Consider the following 15,425-nt stretch of genomic DNA (forward strand, 5'->3'; position numbering starts at 1 on the left):
CCTATCTTATATTATACATAATCCAGAATAGAAGTGCAAAAAACGGTAATAACCTTCTCATAGTGATTTGGTGCAAAAAAGGCTCCACCAATTTTTATGGTGCAGCTATAAGCAATCTTTCAATTTTTTTATTCCTCTTTAAACGTACACATAGCAATAGTATCTCCCGCTACACCATTTTTAGCATAATTCATGGTGGCAGTTGTTTCATCATCTAATCCTTTTATCACAACAACTGGTATAACCAAAGAAATATTTTTTTCTTCCAAATAGTTGCGATCAAAAGTTGCCAATCTATCGCCTTTTGTCACGTACATCCCTTTTTTCAGCTCTGATTGGAACCCTTCTCCATGCAGACTAATTGTATTTATACCAATATGGACTAAGACCTCTATTCCTTCTTTGGTTTCAATCACATAAGCATGTAAAGTATCCGCAACTTGATATAACTTGCCGCTTATAGGTGCTACAACTTCTTCAGAGGTTGGAATCACAGCAAACCCTTCACCAACCATTTTTTCGGAAAATACAGGATCTGGAACTTCTTCCAAGCGAATAATTTCTCCATCAGCAACCGTTACGAGTTGAAATTTATCTCGTATTTGGTCCTCGTTAACATGATTTGAATTGTTTGCTTGCGCCACTTTTCTTTTCCCCCAACTGTCTCTATTCTTATACCCTAATATTTTGTATTGTAAAACAAATAAAAGGATTTTACTATACCTTTGTCACTTTTTTCTTTCCGCAGCAAAATCTTATTTCACATCGTACAACTGTTTTTATTTGGATAAAAATCAGATAAATGATAGACTGAACTTAAAATAATGGGTTTTCATAGATTATAAGAAGTTGAAATTCGACTAATGAGATACCCCTTTTCTTGATTTTTTTATCACTTACGTTCATAATATGTTCAAAATATTACTGAAGGAGGTCAAATCAACTATGACTATTGAATTCTATATTGCTATTGCAATCGTAGTTTTAGCGATCGTTGGTCTTGTTGTTGCCGGAATAATCATTAAAAAACGCATTACCAGCTTAATGAATGAAGTCAACACTGTTGTATTGGACGTCAATCACACTGTTGATCGATTCAACAACGACGTGAATGCTATCAACTCAAAAGTTGCTAACATCCAAAATCGGGCTGATTTAATGATGAAAGATGTATCAGACAAGCAACAGTACATTCAAGAATTTTCTACAAGAACGACTGAGTTTAGCGATTCTTTGAACCACTTAAAATCTTCTGGCCAAGAACTCAGCAATCAATTCGTCAGTTCGCCAGGAAAAACGACTAAACGCACTTTTCCATCACTTATTAAAGTTGGGAAAACGGCTCAAAAAATGGTTAAAAATCGTCAAAAGTAATAAATGGCTTACTCAGTACATCAGTAGTGACTACTATTAATGAAAGAGGGTTGTATTATGGGAAAAAATAACTTTGGCAAAACACTAGTTGTAGGATTAGCAGCAGCGGCGACCGCATTACTTTTTGCTCCTAAATCCGGGAAAGAGTTAAGAGGCGATTTAAAAGAACAAGGTTTAGTGGTGAAAGATAAAGCTATGACCAAAGTAAATGAATTGTCAGATGAGTTTAAACAAACTTATCATGAGGTAGAAGAAGAAATGGATTACGCAAATCCAGATCCGGAATTAGAAGAGACTATTGCAGATATCGAAACAGACTTGTATCATCCAAATCAAGAAAAAGCGGACATTTTAACTCCTGAGCCTGTTGACTTAGTGTCACATCCTCATGCTGGTTCGATTCCAACAGATCCTTCAGCACCTGTTGAAAGACCTGTACCGCCAGTTGGTCCAAATGTACCTCCAACAGCGGAGAAACCTGTAGCACCAACTCCAGATATCTAAAAAAAAAAACGTGCCTACTCTCTTAGGCACGTTTTTTATGTTATTTTGGTTCTACAACACTTAACGTTGATCAATAAAAAATACAGTTCTTTTTAAGGCTAAATCTATTAGAAGCGCATTCTTAGAAATTTCAGGAGGAATATGGGGTTGCTTATAGCCATGAAAAAGGATGCAAAAAAAAGGAAACACTGTGGGCGTACGCCCACAGTGTACCATGCTTGTAAGCTGCTGAAGCAGCAACAATCATGGCAATTACTTAGTATTTGGCTTTAGCCGTTACGCTTAGTTTGACGCTTGCAAGTCTTGAGACGCGGTTTTCGGCTCAAGGCGTTCCCATGGATTTTCATAAGCAACCACATAGGCCGGAGGAAATTTCTTTACCAACGTTAAAATATAAGATTCATTATTTTTTCACCCAAACTGAAACAGATCCAGCATTTACAGGGAAGATCCCTACACCATTTTCATCTAACGTTACTTCGTCTTCACGGTGGCCTAGATAATCATAGAAGACTTCTCCAGATCGCTCTTCGCCAAAATTCATTTCTTTGAAGCCTTCTTCACTGTTAGATAAAACTACAGCACATCCTCCTGGATGCTCTTCATCCCCTGATCTCGTCCAACCAATACAATTCGCGTGATCCAAGTAATCTGTTTGATCCCCGTAAGCGTACTGCTGTCTAAGATAAATTAACTTATCCAAGATTTCTGATTGTCCTTCAATAGGGTTATCCCCTTTAAGACCATAATAATCTCCGTAAAAAACAGTCGGATATCCATATTTTCTTAGTAAGATGATGCTATAAGCTAAAGGTTTAAACCACGGTTCAACGTAAGATTCTAAAGCTTGAGATGGTTGCGAATCATGATTGTCTACAAACGTTACCGCAGAAGTTGGTTTTTTCTGCATCAATGTCTCATCAAATAAAGGTCTTAAATCATACGCGTTTCCTTCTTTAGAAGCATTAGACAATTTATAATGCAAAGATACATCAAACAAACTGATGTCATCGTTATGAGCTTTTAAATAGTCTTTTAAATGTCCGTATTTTTGATCCCAATATTCTGCAACTACAAAAAAGTCTTCTCCAAACTCTTCTCGTAACCCACAAACAAGATCATTCATAAATTCTTCATGGATGTGTTTTACAGCATCCAATCTAAATCCATCTACGCCTGTTTCTTTTACAAACCAACTGGCCCATTGTTTAATTTCATTTACTACATCCGCATTACCATAATCGATATCCGCAAACATCAAATAATCATAATTCCCATATTCGTTGGCTACTGCAGAATCATCAGCCCAACTTTTATCATCTTCTGCTATACGAAAAATGCTTTTTTTGTCATTTAATTCATCGTAGTCTATTCCACTAAAATGATGGTAATTCCATATAAAATCAGAATATTTCCCATTTCTGCCCGGAAAAGTAAATTTTGTCCATCCTTCTATCTCATAGGGTTCTGTTATTTCTTTATTACGATCGTCTTCAGCTACTTCTACTGCGTTAAATCGTTCTGTCTCGTCAGCTCCGCCTTTATGGTTTAAAACAACATCTGCATAGACTTGGATATCGTACTTATGCAGTTCTTCAATCGCATCCAGCAATTCTTGTTTTGTCCCATACTTGGTCCGCACGCCGCCTTTTTGATCGAATTCTCCTAAATCGTATAAATCATAGATACCGTAACCTTCATCATTGATCGTTACTCCTTTAAAAACAGGTGGAATCCAGACAGCAGTGATACCAATATCATGTAAATGTGCCGCATCTTCCTTTAGGCGTTGCCAATGTTTTCCATCAGCTTCTGTAAACCATTCAAAATATTGCATCATTGTTCCGTTTATAACCATCGTTCTTCCCCCTAAATAAACTTAAATAAAAAAATAAACATAAAAATAAACATACCTAAATCATAAGTCTTTCCCGTCATAATAGCAATTTTAAAGCTTTGGAAACTTTTTACTCTACATATAAAATATAGAAATTTATTGGTCTTGAATACCATCTTTAAACTATTCAAATCCTACCTCCATTTAGATGACATAAAAAAGATGACACCCAATAATAGGAGCCATCTTTCTTATAAGATAGAGATGCTGACTAGTCATTACAGTCATCAATTTACACGATTCTTTTAAACTTCTCTCTAGATATGTTTTCGCCAAGTATTTCGATTAAATAAAATTAGGATAGGGAATATTTCTAATCTTCCGGCTATCATTACAAAAGATAACAAAATTTTTGAAAAGTCACTGATGTGTGCAAAACTTTCCGCAGGTCCAATGGTTCCTAAACCAGGACCGATATTATTAAATGTTGCCGCTATGGCACTAAAAGCAGATGTAAAGTCAGGAGCATCCATACTGATTAATAACAACAAAATGAAAAAAATAATCATATAGATGACAAAGTAATTTACTACACCATGCTTAATGTCTTTGCTTAATGATTTTCCTTCATACTTGATCGCTACTACTCGGTTAGGATGTGCATTACGCTTGAATTCAGCAACAGCGGTCTTCCATAAAATAGCTACTCGAGAGATTTTTAATCCACCCGCTGTAGATCCAGCACTTGCTCCAAAGAACATGAGTATGAGCAGTATCGTCTGAGAAAATAACGGCCATTGGCCAAAATCTGCAGTAGAAAAACCTGTGGTAGTAATGATAGATGAAACAGTAAAAAAGACGTCTCGAACTAATCGTCCAAAAGATTCATAATAAGAAAATAAATTCACACAAATCAAAATAACTGCACTTATAATAATTCCGATGTACCATCTTAATTCTTCACTCTTCAAAACGTCTTTTATATGACCAATCAAGATCAAATAAAACAAATTAAAATTCACACCAAAGAGAATCATGGAAGTTCCAAGGACATAATCAATATAAGCACTATCATATGGAGCTATACTTCCATTTTTTATACCAAAGCCACCCGTCCCAGCAGCCCCAAAGGCATGTAATAAAGCCTCAAATAAATTCATTCCTCCAAAAAGCAATAACATTACTACTATAGCAGTCATTGCTAGATAGATTTTATATAAAATACGCGCTGAGGAGGACAGTTTTGAAACTAATTTTCCAAAAACCGGACCAGGTACTTCTGCTTTCATAATATGTACTGATTCAGATTCTATTTGAGGTAAGACAGCTAGTGCGAATACTAATACTCCCATCCCCCCCACTAAATGAGTAAAACTTCTCCAAAATAAAGAGGAATGAGATAACGCTTCAACATCCGTTAAAATACTAGAACCAGTAGTTGTGAATCCACTACTCGTTTCAAAAAAAGCATCAATCAAACTAGGTATATCTCCATTCATTACAAATGGAAGTCCGCCGAAAAAGGAAAGCAGTATCCAAGATAATGAAACAATAACAAAGCCTTCTTTAGCAAATAATTGTTTTTTCACTGGTATTTTTCTACTTAATAGATATCCAATAACTAGCAAAAGTACACTAATAGCTAGAAAACTGAATGGGTATTTCCATTCTTCTTGATAAAAGATACTAACTATCAAAGGAAAAACTAGTAAAAGAGATTCAACTTGTAAAATTCTTCCAATAACATATTTCACCATACTAATGTTCACAAGTGCGATACCCCTTTATTTTAATATATCATCAATGTCATCATAATTTTTTTCTTTTGTAATGACAATAACATGATCATCTGTTTTTATTGTATCTTGTCCTCCAGGAACAATGAGTTTTTTGCCTCTAATAATATAAGCAATTAGTAAATGCGATTTTATTGATAAGGATTCTAACGGTACATTAACCACACGACTACTTGCCTTCACTCTAAACTGAAGAGCTTCAACTTGATTATCCGCTAAACGGAATAACGCTTCTACATTTGAAACAGATTGATTGGTTAAGGAACGTACAAATTGTAAGATAGTGTTCGCGATCACCCTTTTTGGTGTAATAACAGTTTGTAATCCCATTGTACCAAATATTTTCAGCAATAATGTTCGATTGACTTTTGTAACGATCTTTCTTACATCTTGTTGAGATGCGTACAAAGAAGTGATGATATTTTCTTCGTCCACACCTGTTAGACTGATAAAAACGTCGTATCCCTCAATACGCTCTTCTTCTAAAAATTCTTGGTCTGTTCCATCTCCATGAACCACCATGATTCCAGGAAAGGCTTCACTTAGTTCTTCGGCTCTTTTTGCATTATTTTCAATAACTTTTATATCCATTTTGTAATCTTTCAACATATTGATTAAATAATAAGTAATGCGTCCGCCACCAATAATTAAAGCAGACTTCATTCTAGCCCGATTGTCTCCCATCAACTTATAGAACTTGTTCACTTCTTTCAATGAACTAACTACATAGATACGGTCTCCTTCTCTTAAATAGTTTTCTCCAGAAGGAATGATAATGTCATCTCCACGTTGAATGATGGCCACCAAAATATTCCCATACCGCGTTCTAAAGTCTTTTAAACTAATATTTATTAACGGACTATTTTGTTTAATTTTTAGTTCTACAAGATTGACGCGATTGCTTGCAAATGATTCTACGCTTAAAGCAGTAGGATATTTAATAACTTTCATAATATCTTTTGCAGACTCCAGTTCAGGATTGATCATCATAGTAATGCCTAAACTCTCTTTAACAAACCCAATATGTTTTGTGTACTCTGGATTTCTAACACGTGCAATTGTATATTTTGCGCCTAGTTTTTTGGCTATAATTGCTGACATAATATTGATTTCATCTTGTGGAGTCACAGCAATGAATATATCACAATTTGGAACGCCAGCCTCCATTTGTAGATCAAAACTAGCTCCATTTCCTGCTATTCCTGCAATATCATATTTGCTGATTAAAGCATCTATTCGTTTGCTATTCTTTTCAATTAGGATAATATCATTTCCTTCAGAGGAAATTTCTGAACAGAGAACCTCTCCAACTTTGCCTCCTCCAGCAATAACAATATTCATTTTTCCTGCCCCCTACGATGCTTTCTAATTTTAATCCATAAAGTATAATCAACTTAGCATATTACGGCTATTTTATACAGTAATTTTATTAACAGATGTATTCTAGCAGAATATAAAAAAAATACAATCACCAGACGATCAATTCGTGTATTATTTCCTGGGAAATACCTAAGAAGTATGTCTCACTTTTTCTGTTTATTTATGGATATACCGTGCTTTAATTAGTTAACGTTCTCTAAGTCATATAGTAAACAAGTACAAAATAAAAAAAACTTTAATTTATTTACCAAAATATTCTTTGGAAATTAAACTAAAGTTTTTTATGTATTTAACTTATGGGTTATGGGGGGCTCGAACCCTCGACCCGCTGATTAAGAGTCAGCTGCTCTACCAACTGAGCTAATAACCCAAATCAGTCACCAATGCAACGAAACAATTATAACACATTTTTTCACATTGGTGACACTTTTTCTTAAATAATTTGTATTCAATTGGCTTTTATTTAGATTTGACTCCAAACATCTTCTAAAATATTCGTTTGTTCACGACCTGGTCCAACTGAAAAAGTTGAAATTCGAACTCCTACCAATTCAGAAATACGTTCCACATAATTCCGAGCATTGTCAGGTAATTCTGCCAATGTACGACAAGTTGTGATATCTTCCTCCCAGCCTGGCATTTCTTCATAAATCGGAGTACATTCTGCCAATTCTTTCAAGCTTGCAGGATAATGAAAAATTTTCTCTCCATTACGCTCATAAGCTGTACAAATTTTAACCGTTTTTAATCCGCTTAATACATCAATTGAATTTAAAGACAAATTGGTGATTCCTGAAACGCGTTTTGAATGGCGCATCACAACTGTATCAAACCAGCCAATACGACGCGGACGTCCAGTTGTTGTTCCGTATTCTTTCCCTATATCTCGAATCTGTTGTCCAATTTCATCATGCAATTCCGTTGGGAACGGACCATCACCTACACGAGAAGTATAGGCTTTACATACACCAACTACTTTATTGATTTTTGAAGGACCAACTCCGCTTCCGATTGTCACTCCACCAGCAACTGGATTCGAAGAAGTTACAAAAGGATAAGTGCCTTGGTCAATATCCAACATAACCCCTTGAGCCCCTTCAAATAAAACATTTTGCCCAGCCTCAAGAGCATCATTTAAAATAACGGTTGTATCTGTTACATATTTTTTGATTTCTTGGCCATATTGATAGTATTCTTCAAAAACAGTTTCAAATTCAATAGCTGTTGAATCATATAATTTAGTAAACAACCGATTCTTTTCTTCTAAGTTAACACGCAAACGTTCTTCAAAAAGCTCTTTATCCAATAAATCAGCAATCCGAATGCCTACACGAGAAACCTTATCCATATATGCTGGACCGATTCCTTTGATAGTTGTTCCGATTTTATTGGCGCCTTTAGAATCTTCTTGTAGTTGATCCAATTGAATGTGATACGGTAAGATAACATGTGCACGATCAGAGATTCGGAGATTGTCTGTACTGATTCCTTTTTCATGCAAATAAGCCAACTCTTGTACCAGAGCCTTAGGGTTAACCACTACTCCATTACCTATCACACTTATCTTTTCTGAAGAAAAGATACCAGAAGGAATAAGGTGCAGTTTATACGTTACGCCACCAAATTTAATCGTATGGCCTGCATTATCTCCACCTTGATAACGTGCAATCACATCCGCATTTTCACTCAAGAAATCGGTAATTTTTCCTTTTCCTTCATCGCCCCATTGTGTACCAACAACTACTACAGAAGACATAAAAACACCTCTTTTTTATTTTTAAAAATCCTTTTGTAGTGTACCAGTAATCTTTTTACTATTCAATAAAAAACGAACATTTTTATTATTTTATTTAAAATAAAGGTCCAAAGGCGAATCATTTCATCTTAAAGAAAAATTAAAGGCTTCATAAACGAACTTTATACTCGTTTATGAAGCCTTTAATTTTTTATGAGATGGCATCTTCAGGATAGTAAGATAAGGAAGAAAATTTATTGTACTCTTTAATAAATAATAATTTTACAGTTCCTCTTGCACCACTTCTGTTTTTTTCTATGATTACTTCTATCACGTTGTCTTCATCTGCTTCAAAGTTATCCTCGCCATCTTCTTGACCCTCGCGATCATAATAATCATCACGATAAAGAAACGCTACGATATCCGCATCTTGCTCGATTGAACCAGACTCACGAATATCACTCAATACTGGACGTTTATCTTGTCTTTGTTCCACGCCACGAGATAACTGAGATAACGCAATAACGGGAACTTTCAATTCTTTAGCTAATTTTTTTAACTGACGTGAAATTTCAGATACTTCTTGTTGACGACTTTCTTTACCTGTTCCTTCAATAAGTTGCAAATAATCAATTAGTATCAATCCCAGATTACCTTTTTCTTGCTTTAAACGACGACATTTGGCACGAATCTCAGCCACACGTATACCTGGAGTATCGTCGATATAAATACTCGCTTTAGATAAACTACCCATGGCAATAATCAAATTCTGCCATTCTTCTTCTGTTAAATTACCTGTTCTTAAATTACTGGCATCGATACTGCCTTCTGAACACAACATCCGGTTAACAAGAGACTCGGCTCCCATTTCCAGACTGAAAATAGCCACTGTTTCATCCGTTTTTGTTCCAACATTTTGAGCAATGTTTAAAGCAAAAGCCGTTTTCCCTACAGCCGGTCTGGCAGCTAAAATAATCAGCTCTTCTTTTTGCAAGCCAGCAGTCATTTTATCTAATAATTTGTATCCTGTTGGCAAGCCCGTAATTTCTTCATTATTTTGATACAATTGATCTATTTGAGCTACAGTTGAGTTTAACACATCTGAAATAGACAAAAAACCGGTCCTGCTTCGTCTCTCCGATACTTCTAAGATACTTCTTTCCGCATCATCTAAAATTGAAGCAACCTCATCAGATTCCTCATATCCTTTAGCCACAATTTCTGTGGCTGTATGAATAAGGTTTCTCAAAATGGATTTTTGTTCCACAATTTTTGCGTAATATTCCATGTTTGCCGCTGTTGGTACCGCCACTGCTAATTCTGTCAGATATGGAATACCCCCAATGTCTTCTAATTGGTTTCTGGATTCTAATGCATTTGTGATCGTAACGATATCAATAGCTTCATTTTCATCGTTGAGGTCCATCATAGCTTGAAAAACCATTTGATGACCACGACGATAAAAATCCTTAGCTTCTATAAACTCCAAAGCTCCAACAAGTGTATCCGCATCTAAGAAAATAGATCCTAATACAGCTTGTTCAGCTTCAATACTTTGCGGTGGTAAACGATCTTGGAACGCTTCATTTGCCAAGTTTTTCAACTTCCTTTCAAATACATAAAAACGCTTGTACTGTTCCACATTCAATGTGTCATTTCTGCTATTATTCTAACTGAAAATCACTGAGATTACAATCTAACAAAGGGAACGTTTGTTCCTTTTGGCGTAAAGTTATCTTTTAGCGTCACATCATTCAATAGCATTTATTTTACCTTAGTTTGATTCCAATAAAATAAGTCAGCCAAGTTTTCTCTTGGCTAACTTATTTAGCGGTTCACTTTAATTTTCAGGTACAACCCGTACAGTAATTTCTGCAACAACTTGTGGATGAATTTTAACATCCATTACTTGAGTTCCTAAAGAACGCATAGGAACATTCAAGTCGATTTTTCGTTTATCCAATTCAATACCCAATTGTTTTTTTGCAGCAGAAGCGATTTGTTTCGTTGTTACCGATCCAAATAATCGACCATCATCAGCTGCTTTTGATTTGATCTCAATGGCATTTTCTTCTTTTTCCAGAAAGACTTTTAACTCTTTTGCCTCTTCAAGAATTTCAGCCTCTTGTTTTTCTTGTGCTTTTTTCTTTCCTTTTAACTCACTGACACTTGCAGCATTGGCTTCTTTCGCCAACCCTTTTTTAAATAAGAAATTTGAAGCGTACCCATTTGGTACTTCTTTCACTTCGCCTTTTTTACCTTGTCCTTTTACATCTTTTAAAAAAATAACTCTCATGTTGTTGCAGCCTCCTTAGTAGAATAATGAGCTAAAATAGCTTCTTTTAATTGTTTTTTAGCTTCAGTTACTGAACTATTTTCTAGTTGGGTAGCAGCATTTGACAAATGTCCGCCACCGCCCAATTCTTCCATAATAACTTGAACATTGATTTCGCCTAAACTTCGAGCACTGATTCCAATACGTTTATCTAATCGCTTAAAAATTACAAAAGCGGCATCAACCTTACTCATAGATAGCATCGTATCGGCTGTTTGTGCTGCTACTACTGTATCATATTCTTGGTTTTCTTCACCAGCTACAACAGCCATATTAGGAGTAACAAATTCCATGGACTCTATTAAATGACTGCGAAGCAAATACGTATCCGTATCTTCTTTTAATAATCTTTGGATAAGCACAGCGTCCGCACCACAAGAACGTAAATAGCTTGCTGCATCAAAAGTACGTGACCCCGTGCGTAAAGAGAAACTCTTGGTATCCACTACTATACCACCCAACATAGCTGTTGCTTCGATTTTATTGATTGGTTCAGCTTCTTGAGATTGGTATTCAAATAGTTCAGTGACCAATTCAGCCGTTGATGATGCATACGGTTCAATATAAACTAATGCAGGATTTCCTGGGAACTCTTCTCCTCGACGATGATGGTCTATAACAACGACTCGATTTTTTTGCTTCAATAGATCAGGAGCAATCGCCATAGACGGTCGATGAAAATCAACCAGAATAACTAAAGTATTTTCTGTCATCATTTCCTCAGCAACTTTTGGGGTAATAATGTAACGACTGATCTGATTATCTTTTTCAATTTCTTCTATGAGTTTTTCAATGTCATGACTATATTGATCTGGCTCTACAACTACCCATGCTTCTTTGTTATTCATTTCAGCAATCCGTCTAATACCTAAAGCAGAACCGATAGCATCTAAATCAGGATTCATATGTCCCATTACAACAACTTGGTCAGCTTGCTTCATTAATTCTTGTAAAGCTTGACTGATCATCCTAGATCGAACACGCGTTCTTTTCTCCATTGGATTTGTTTTTCCGCCGTAATAACGCATCTCTCCAGATAAAGATTTAATAACCGCTTGGTCACCACCCCGTCCCAGCGCTAAATCTAGATTGCTCTGAGCAAGACTAGCCAACTCATTTAAATTTTCATTTTCTTTATCAGCTTCTGTATATGCGATACCAATACTTAAAGTGAGCGGAATATTTTGTTTAGAAGTTTTTTCTCTTATTTGGTCTAAGATACTAAAGTTTTCTGCTTCCATTTGCTTTAACGATTTGCGGTGCATGAATACAATAAACCGATCTTCAGAAACTCGTTTTAAATAAATTTGATGTTCTTTGGCCCAGTTTGATAATTGAGTAGTAATAAATGTATTGATATTTGAGATGTTTCTATCTGTCATACCTTGAACAATTTCATCGTAATTATCAACAAAGATATTTCCTAAAACAAATTTTTCATTTTGATACCGTTGTTTAACTTGACTATATTCAGATATATCCATCAAATAAATCACTCGGATATCTTCCTGGATGATGATTTGGTAACTCTTATCTCCCCATACAATAGTTGTTAAGTTATCTGCATGACTTTGTCTGATTAACTGGTTTAACTCTTCATCAATCTCTTCGATTTTTTTCCCTAGTATTTCTTCTTGATAGCCTATATGTGCTTGAAAATAAGGATTGGTCCATTGCACTTTATAGTCTTCATCAAATAGAATGATTCCAATTGGCATTTTAATCAACGCTTCTTGTTCGCCCCGCTTAATACGGTAAGAAAGATCATCGATATATTTATTGATTTTTCCTATCATTCGTTTTGAAAAGAAATAAATCAATAATAAGAATACAATGAAAATAACCAACATAACCAGTCCGATAATGACGTTAGAAAAAAAGCCTAACAAAATAACAATTAATTGTATGACAATCAATGCTACTGCAGCTAGTTTAACATTTTCATTTTTTAAAAACTGTGGGAGTTTTTCATCTGTTAATTTATTTTTCATTTATAACTCCTTTTCTCCTTCGCCTCTGACCACCGTTCTGTTCTATTCTACCACTTATCTTATTGAGATACTAGAACGTTGACAAAGTCTTTGGAGACACCAACACCTGTTGTTCCAACTTAGTTTTACTGATGTGTACATCTCTTTTAAAATGTTTCACATGAAACATTTTTCTCTTACAAATGGAATTAAAAAAGACCGTGCTGGTTATAAGCTCACGGTCCTTTTGGATAATTTATTTTATTCTTCAGTAACGAACGGTAATAATCCCATTACGCGTGCACGTTTGATAGCTTTAGTCAACTTACGTTGGTTTTTAGCATATGTTCCAGTTACACGACGAGGTAAAATTTTACCACGTTCAGAAATAAATCTTTTTAGAAGATCAACATCTTTGTAATCAACTTTTTCAATATGATTAGCAGCAAAGAAATCAACCTTACGGCGCTTACGTCCGCCTCTGCGTTGTACCATTTCATTTCCTCCTTTAATTAATCGATTTTAGAACGGTAAGTCATCGTCAGAGATATCAATAGGTTGTCCACTTGATTCAAAAGGATCAGAGTTTCCAAAATTTTGATAATCTCTAGCAGGAGTTTGTTGGGATTGTGATTTGTTTTGATTAGCATTAAAAGAATTAAAGTTATTTGACGAATTGGATGTAGTTGATCCATTGTCTTGTGCTCTTCTTTGATCTGTAACAGATTTTGGTTCAAGCATTGAGAAATTATCTACTACAACTTCAGTAACATAAACTTTTTGACCTTGCTGGTTATCATAAGAACGTGTTTGAATACGGCCTTCTACCCCAACTAAAGATCCTTTTTTCGTGAAGTTTGCTAACGTTTCTGCTGTTTTTCTCCATGCAACACAGTTGATAAAGTCAGCTTCACGTTCTCCACTTTGATTAGTGAATTGTCTATTGACTGCTACAGTAAACGAAGCTACTGCTGTTCCATTAGACGTGTATCTTAAATCTGCATCTTTAGTCATTCTTCCAACTAACACTACATTATTAATCACTATATCCGCTCCCTTCCGATTGTTTCACATGAAACAATTAAATTAATCGTCTTCTCTAACGATCATATGGCGTAAGATATTATCATTAATCTTAGCTAAGCGATCAAATTCATTGATAGCCGCTGCATCTGAAGAAGTTAAATGTACGAGACGGTATAATCCTTCTCTGTAACCTTTAATTTCATATGCTAAACGACGTTTCGCCCAGTCTTTAGATTCAGTTACCTCAGCACCATTATCTTTTAAAATGTTATCGAAACGTTCTACTAAAGCTGTTTTTTCAGCTTCATCGATGTTAGGACGGATAATGTATAAAATTTCGTATTTTGCTGTTTGACTCATCTTGACTGTCACCTCCTTATGGACTTTGGCTCTTTTTTTGACAAAAAGAGCAAGGAAAGTATATCTAACGAGTAGATTACTCACGTCTAATTATTATACTGTTTTTATTGACTATTGTCAACAACTAAATGTCGTGATACACGTTATTTATCGTTCGAACGTGATAATGTCCTAAGTAGGTCGAAGCATAAAATGTCCCAAAATGATAAAATAAAATCATGAAAAGGATAATACTAACGATGAATGAAGATAAGAAATATAAAGTAATAAAAGCTGTGGCAGAAAAAAGAAAGGAAAAAAAGAGAGCTTGTGTTGAACTTGGGCTCTCGATGAGGCAAGTTAACAGATTGATTCAAGACTATCAAGAAGGAGGAAAAGCTGTTTTTTCACACGGCAACAGAGGAAAAGCAGCTAGGCACGCCGTGCCAGAGGAAACAAAAAGACAAGTGATCGAGCTCTATCAAAGTTTTAAGATAAAGCCTAACGTGAAGCATTTTACTGAAATTTTGAAGGAGGATCATGCTATCTGTTACACCGATACGACCATTCGTCATATTTTATATCAAGCTGATATTCTATCACCTAAGGCTCAAAGAAAAACACGTAAGAAAATAAATGCTCGAATCAAAGCTAAATCAATGAAAGGTAAAAAAGAGTCTTATAACCCACTGGTTCCAAGAGCCGAAGATCAAATGGAGTTACCCGAAAAAAGTCACCCTAGCCGTCCTAGAAAGAAATATCAGGGGGAGCTTATTCAAATGGATGCCAGCTCCTATAACTGGTTTGGTAAAGAGGTGACACATCTCCATTTAGCTATTGATGACGCTTCTGGTAATATCGTCGGGGCTTATTTCGATATGCAAGAAACACTCAATGGCTATTATCATGTGCTCAATCAGATCCTAACGAAACAAGGCATCCCTTTAGCTTTTTTAACAGATAAACGAACGGTTTTCGAATACACATCAAAAGCCATGAAAGCGGTCGAAGAAGATACCTTTACCCAGTTTGGTTTTGCCTGTCATCAACTCGGTATTGAGATTAAAACCTCCTCTATTCCACAAGCTAAAGGCCGCGTAGAGCGCTTAAACGGGACTGTTCAATCACG

14 protein-coding genes and 1 tRNA gene are annotated in these 15,425 nt (G+C 35.5%); 3 read left to right on the plus strand and 12 right to left on the minus strand.

Translation table 11 applies throughout. The annotated features are described in order from the left end of the window. Positions 1-128: 128 nt before the first annotated feature. Positions 129-644 carry a PTS glucose transporter subunit IIA gene (locus ACEN4L_RS06505; protein WP_407096335.1) on the minus strand — a complete coding sequence of 172 codons (516 nt, stop codon included), beginning with the start codon at positions 642-644 and terminating at the stop codon, positions 129-131. A 301-nt stretch (positions 645-945) separates the two neighbouring features. On the opposite strand from ACEN4L_RS06505, the gene ACEN4L_RS06510 reads away from it, so the two are divergent. Both ACEN4L_RS06510 and ACEN4L_RS06515 read left to right on the plus strand, forming a co-directional pair. Beyond that, positions 946-1,374 carry a DUF948 domain-containing protein gene (locus tag ACEN4L_RS06510; protein WP_407096334.1) on the plus strand — a complete coding sequence of 143 codons (429 nt, stop codon included), beginning with the start codon at positions 946-948 and terminating at the stop codon, positions 1,372-1,374. A gap of 57 nt (positions 1,375-1,431) precedes the next feature. Beyond that, positions 1,432-1,878 (plus strand): YtxH domain-containing protein, encoded by a 447-nt coding sequence (locus ACEN4L_RS06515; RefSeq protein ID WP_407096333.1) that lies wholly within the window; start codon positions 1,432-1,434, stop codon positions 1,876-1,878. Between the two features lie 403 nt (positions 1,879-2,281). On the opposite strand, the gene ACEN4L_RS06520 is transcribed toward ACEN4L_RS06515, so the two are convergent. From ACEN4L_RS06520 to rpsF, 11 genes are all read right to left on the minus strand, one after another. Beyond that, entirely contained in the window at positions 2,282-3,736 is a 1,455-nt protein-coding gene (locus ACEN4L_RS06520; RefSeq protein WP_407096332.1) for an alpha-amylase, read from the minus strand. 296 nt (positions 3,737-4,032) lie between these two features. After that, a complete protein-coding gene (locus ACEN4L_RS06525) occupies positions 4,033-5,484 on the minus strand; it encodes a TrkH family potassium uptake protein (RefSeq protein WP_407096331.1) in 1,452 nt (483 codons plus the stop codon). A 15-nt stretch (positions 5,485-5,499) separates the two neighbouring features. Next, the gene (gene trkA, locus ACEN4L_RS06530; protein WP_407096330.1) at positions 5,500-6,852 is read right to left on the minus strand and encodes a Trk system potassium transporter TrkA; all 1,353 of its coding nucleotides are present in this window, start codon (positions 6,850-6,852) and stop codon (positions 5,500-5,502) included. 336 nt (positions 6,853-7,188) lie between these two features. Continuing rightward, a tRNA-Lys gene (locus tag ACEN4L_RS06535) sits at positions 7,189-7,261 on the minus strand. 93 nt (positions 7,262-7,354) lie between these two features. Next, a complete protein-coding gene (locus ACEN4L_RS06540; RefSeq protein ID WP_407096329.1) occupies positions 7,355-8,647 on the minus strand; it encodes an adenylosuccinate synthase in 1,293 nt (430 codons plus the stop codon). Between the two features lie 190 nt (positions 8,648-8,837). Continuing rightward, entirely contained in the window at positions 8,838-10,220 is a 1,383-nt protein-coding gene (gene dnaB / locus ACEN4L_RS06545; RefSeq protein ID WP_407096328.1) for a replicative DNA helicase, read from the minus strand. A gap of 246 nt (positions 10,221-10,466) precedes the next feature. After that, positions 10,467-10,922 (minus strand): 50S ribosomal protein L9, encoded by a 456-nt coding sequence (gene rplI, locus ACEN4L_RS06550; RefSeq protein ID WP_407096327.1) that lies wholly within the window; start codon positions 10,920-10,922, stop codon positions 10,467-10,469. Next, positions 10,919-12,952, minus strand: coding sequence for a DHH family phosphoesterase (locus tag ACEN4L_RS06555; RefSeq protein WP_407096326.1), 2,034 nt, complete (start codon positions 12,950-12,952; stop codon positions 10,919-10,921). Before ACEN4L_RS06555 ends, rplI begins: the two co-directional genes overlap by 4 nt. A gap of 240 nt (positions 12,953-13,192) precedes the next feature. Further along, the gene (gene rpsR / locus ACEN4L_RS06560) at positions 13,193-13,426 is read right to left on the minus strand and encodes a 30S ribosomal protein S18 (RefSeq protein WP_407096325.1); all 234 of its coding nucleotides are present in this window, start codon (positions 13,424-13,426) and stop codon (positions 13,193-13,195) included. Between the two features lie 27 nt (positions 13,427-13,453). Then, positions 13,454-13,975: a single-stranded DNA-binding protein gene (gene ssb, locus ACEN4L_RS06565; protein WP_407096324.1), complete on the minus strand. Its 522-nt coding sequence runs from the start codon at positions 13,973-13,975 to the stop codon at positions 13,454-13,456. A gap of 42 nt (positions 13,976-14,017) precedes the next feature. Continuing rightward, positions 14,018-14,317 (minus strand): 30S ribosomal protein S6, encoded by a 300-nt coding sequence (gene rpsF / locus ACEN4L_RS06570; RefSeq protein WP_204212979.1) that lies wholly within the window; start codon positions 14,315-14,317, stop codon positions 14,018-14,020. 239 nt (positions 14,318-14,556) lie between these two features. Between rpsF and ACEN4L_RS06575 the strand changes: the two genes are divergently transcribed. Next, the coding region (locus ACEN4L_RS06575; RefSeq protein WP_407123585.1) for an ISNCY family transposase at positions 14,557-15,425 on the plus strand (869 nt) is incomplete at its 3' end.

The sequence above is a fragment of the Desemzia sp. FAM 23988 genome, from assembly GCF_045528365.1.
In the GTDB taxonomy this organism is placed as follows: Bacteria; Bacillota; Bacilli; order Lactobacillales; family Carnobacteriaceae; genus Desemzia.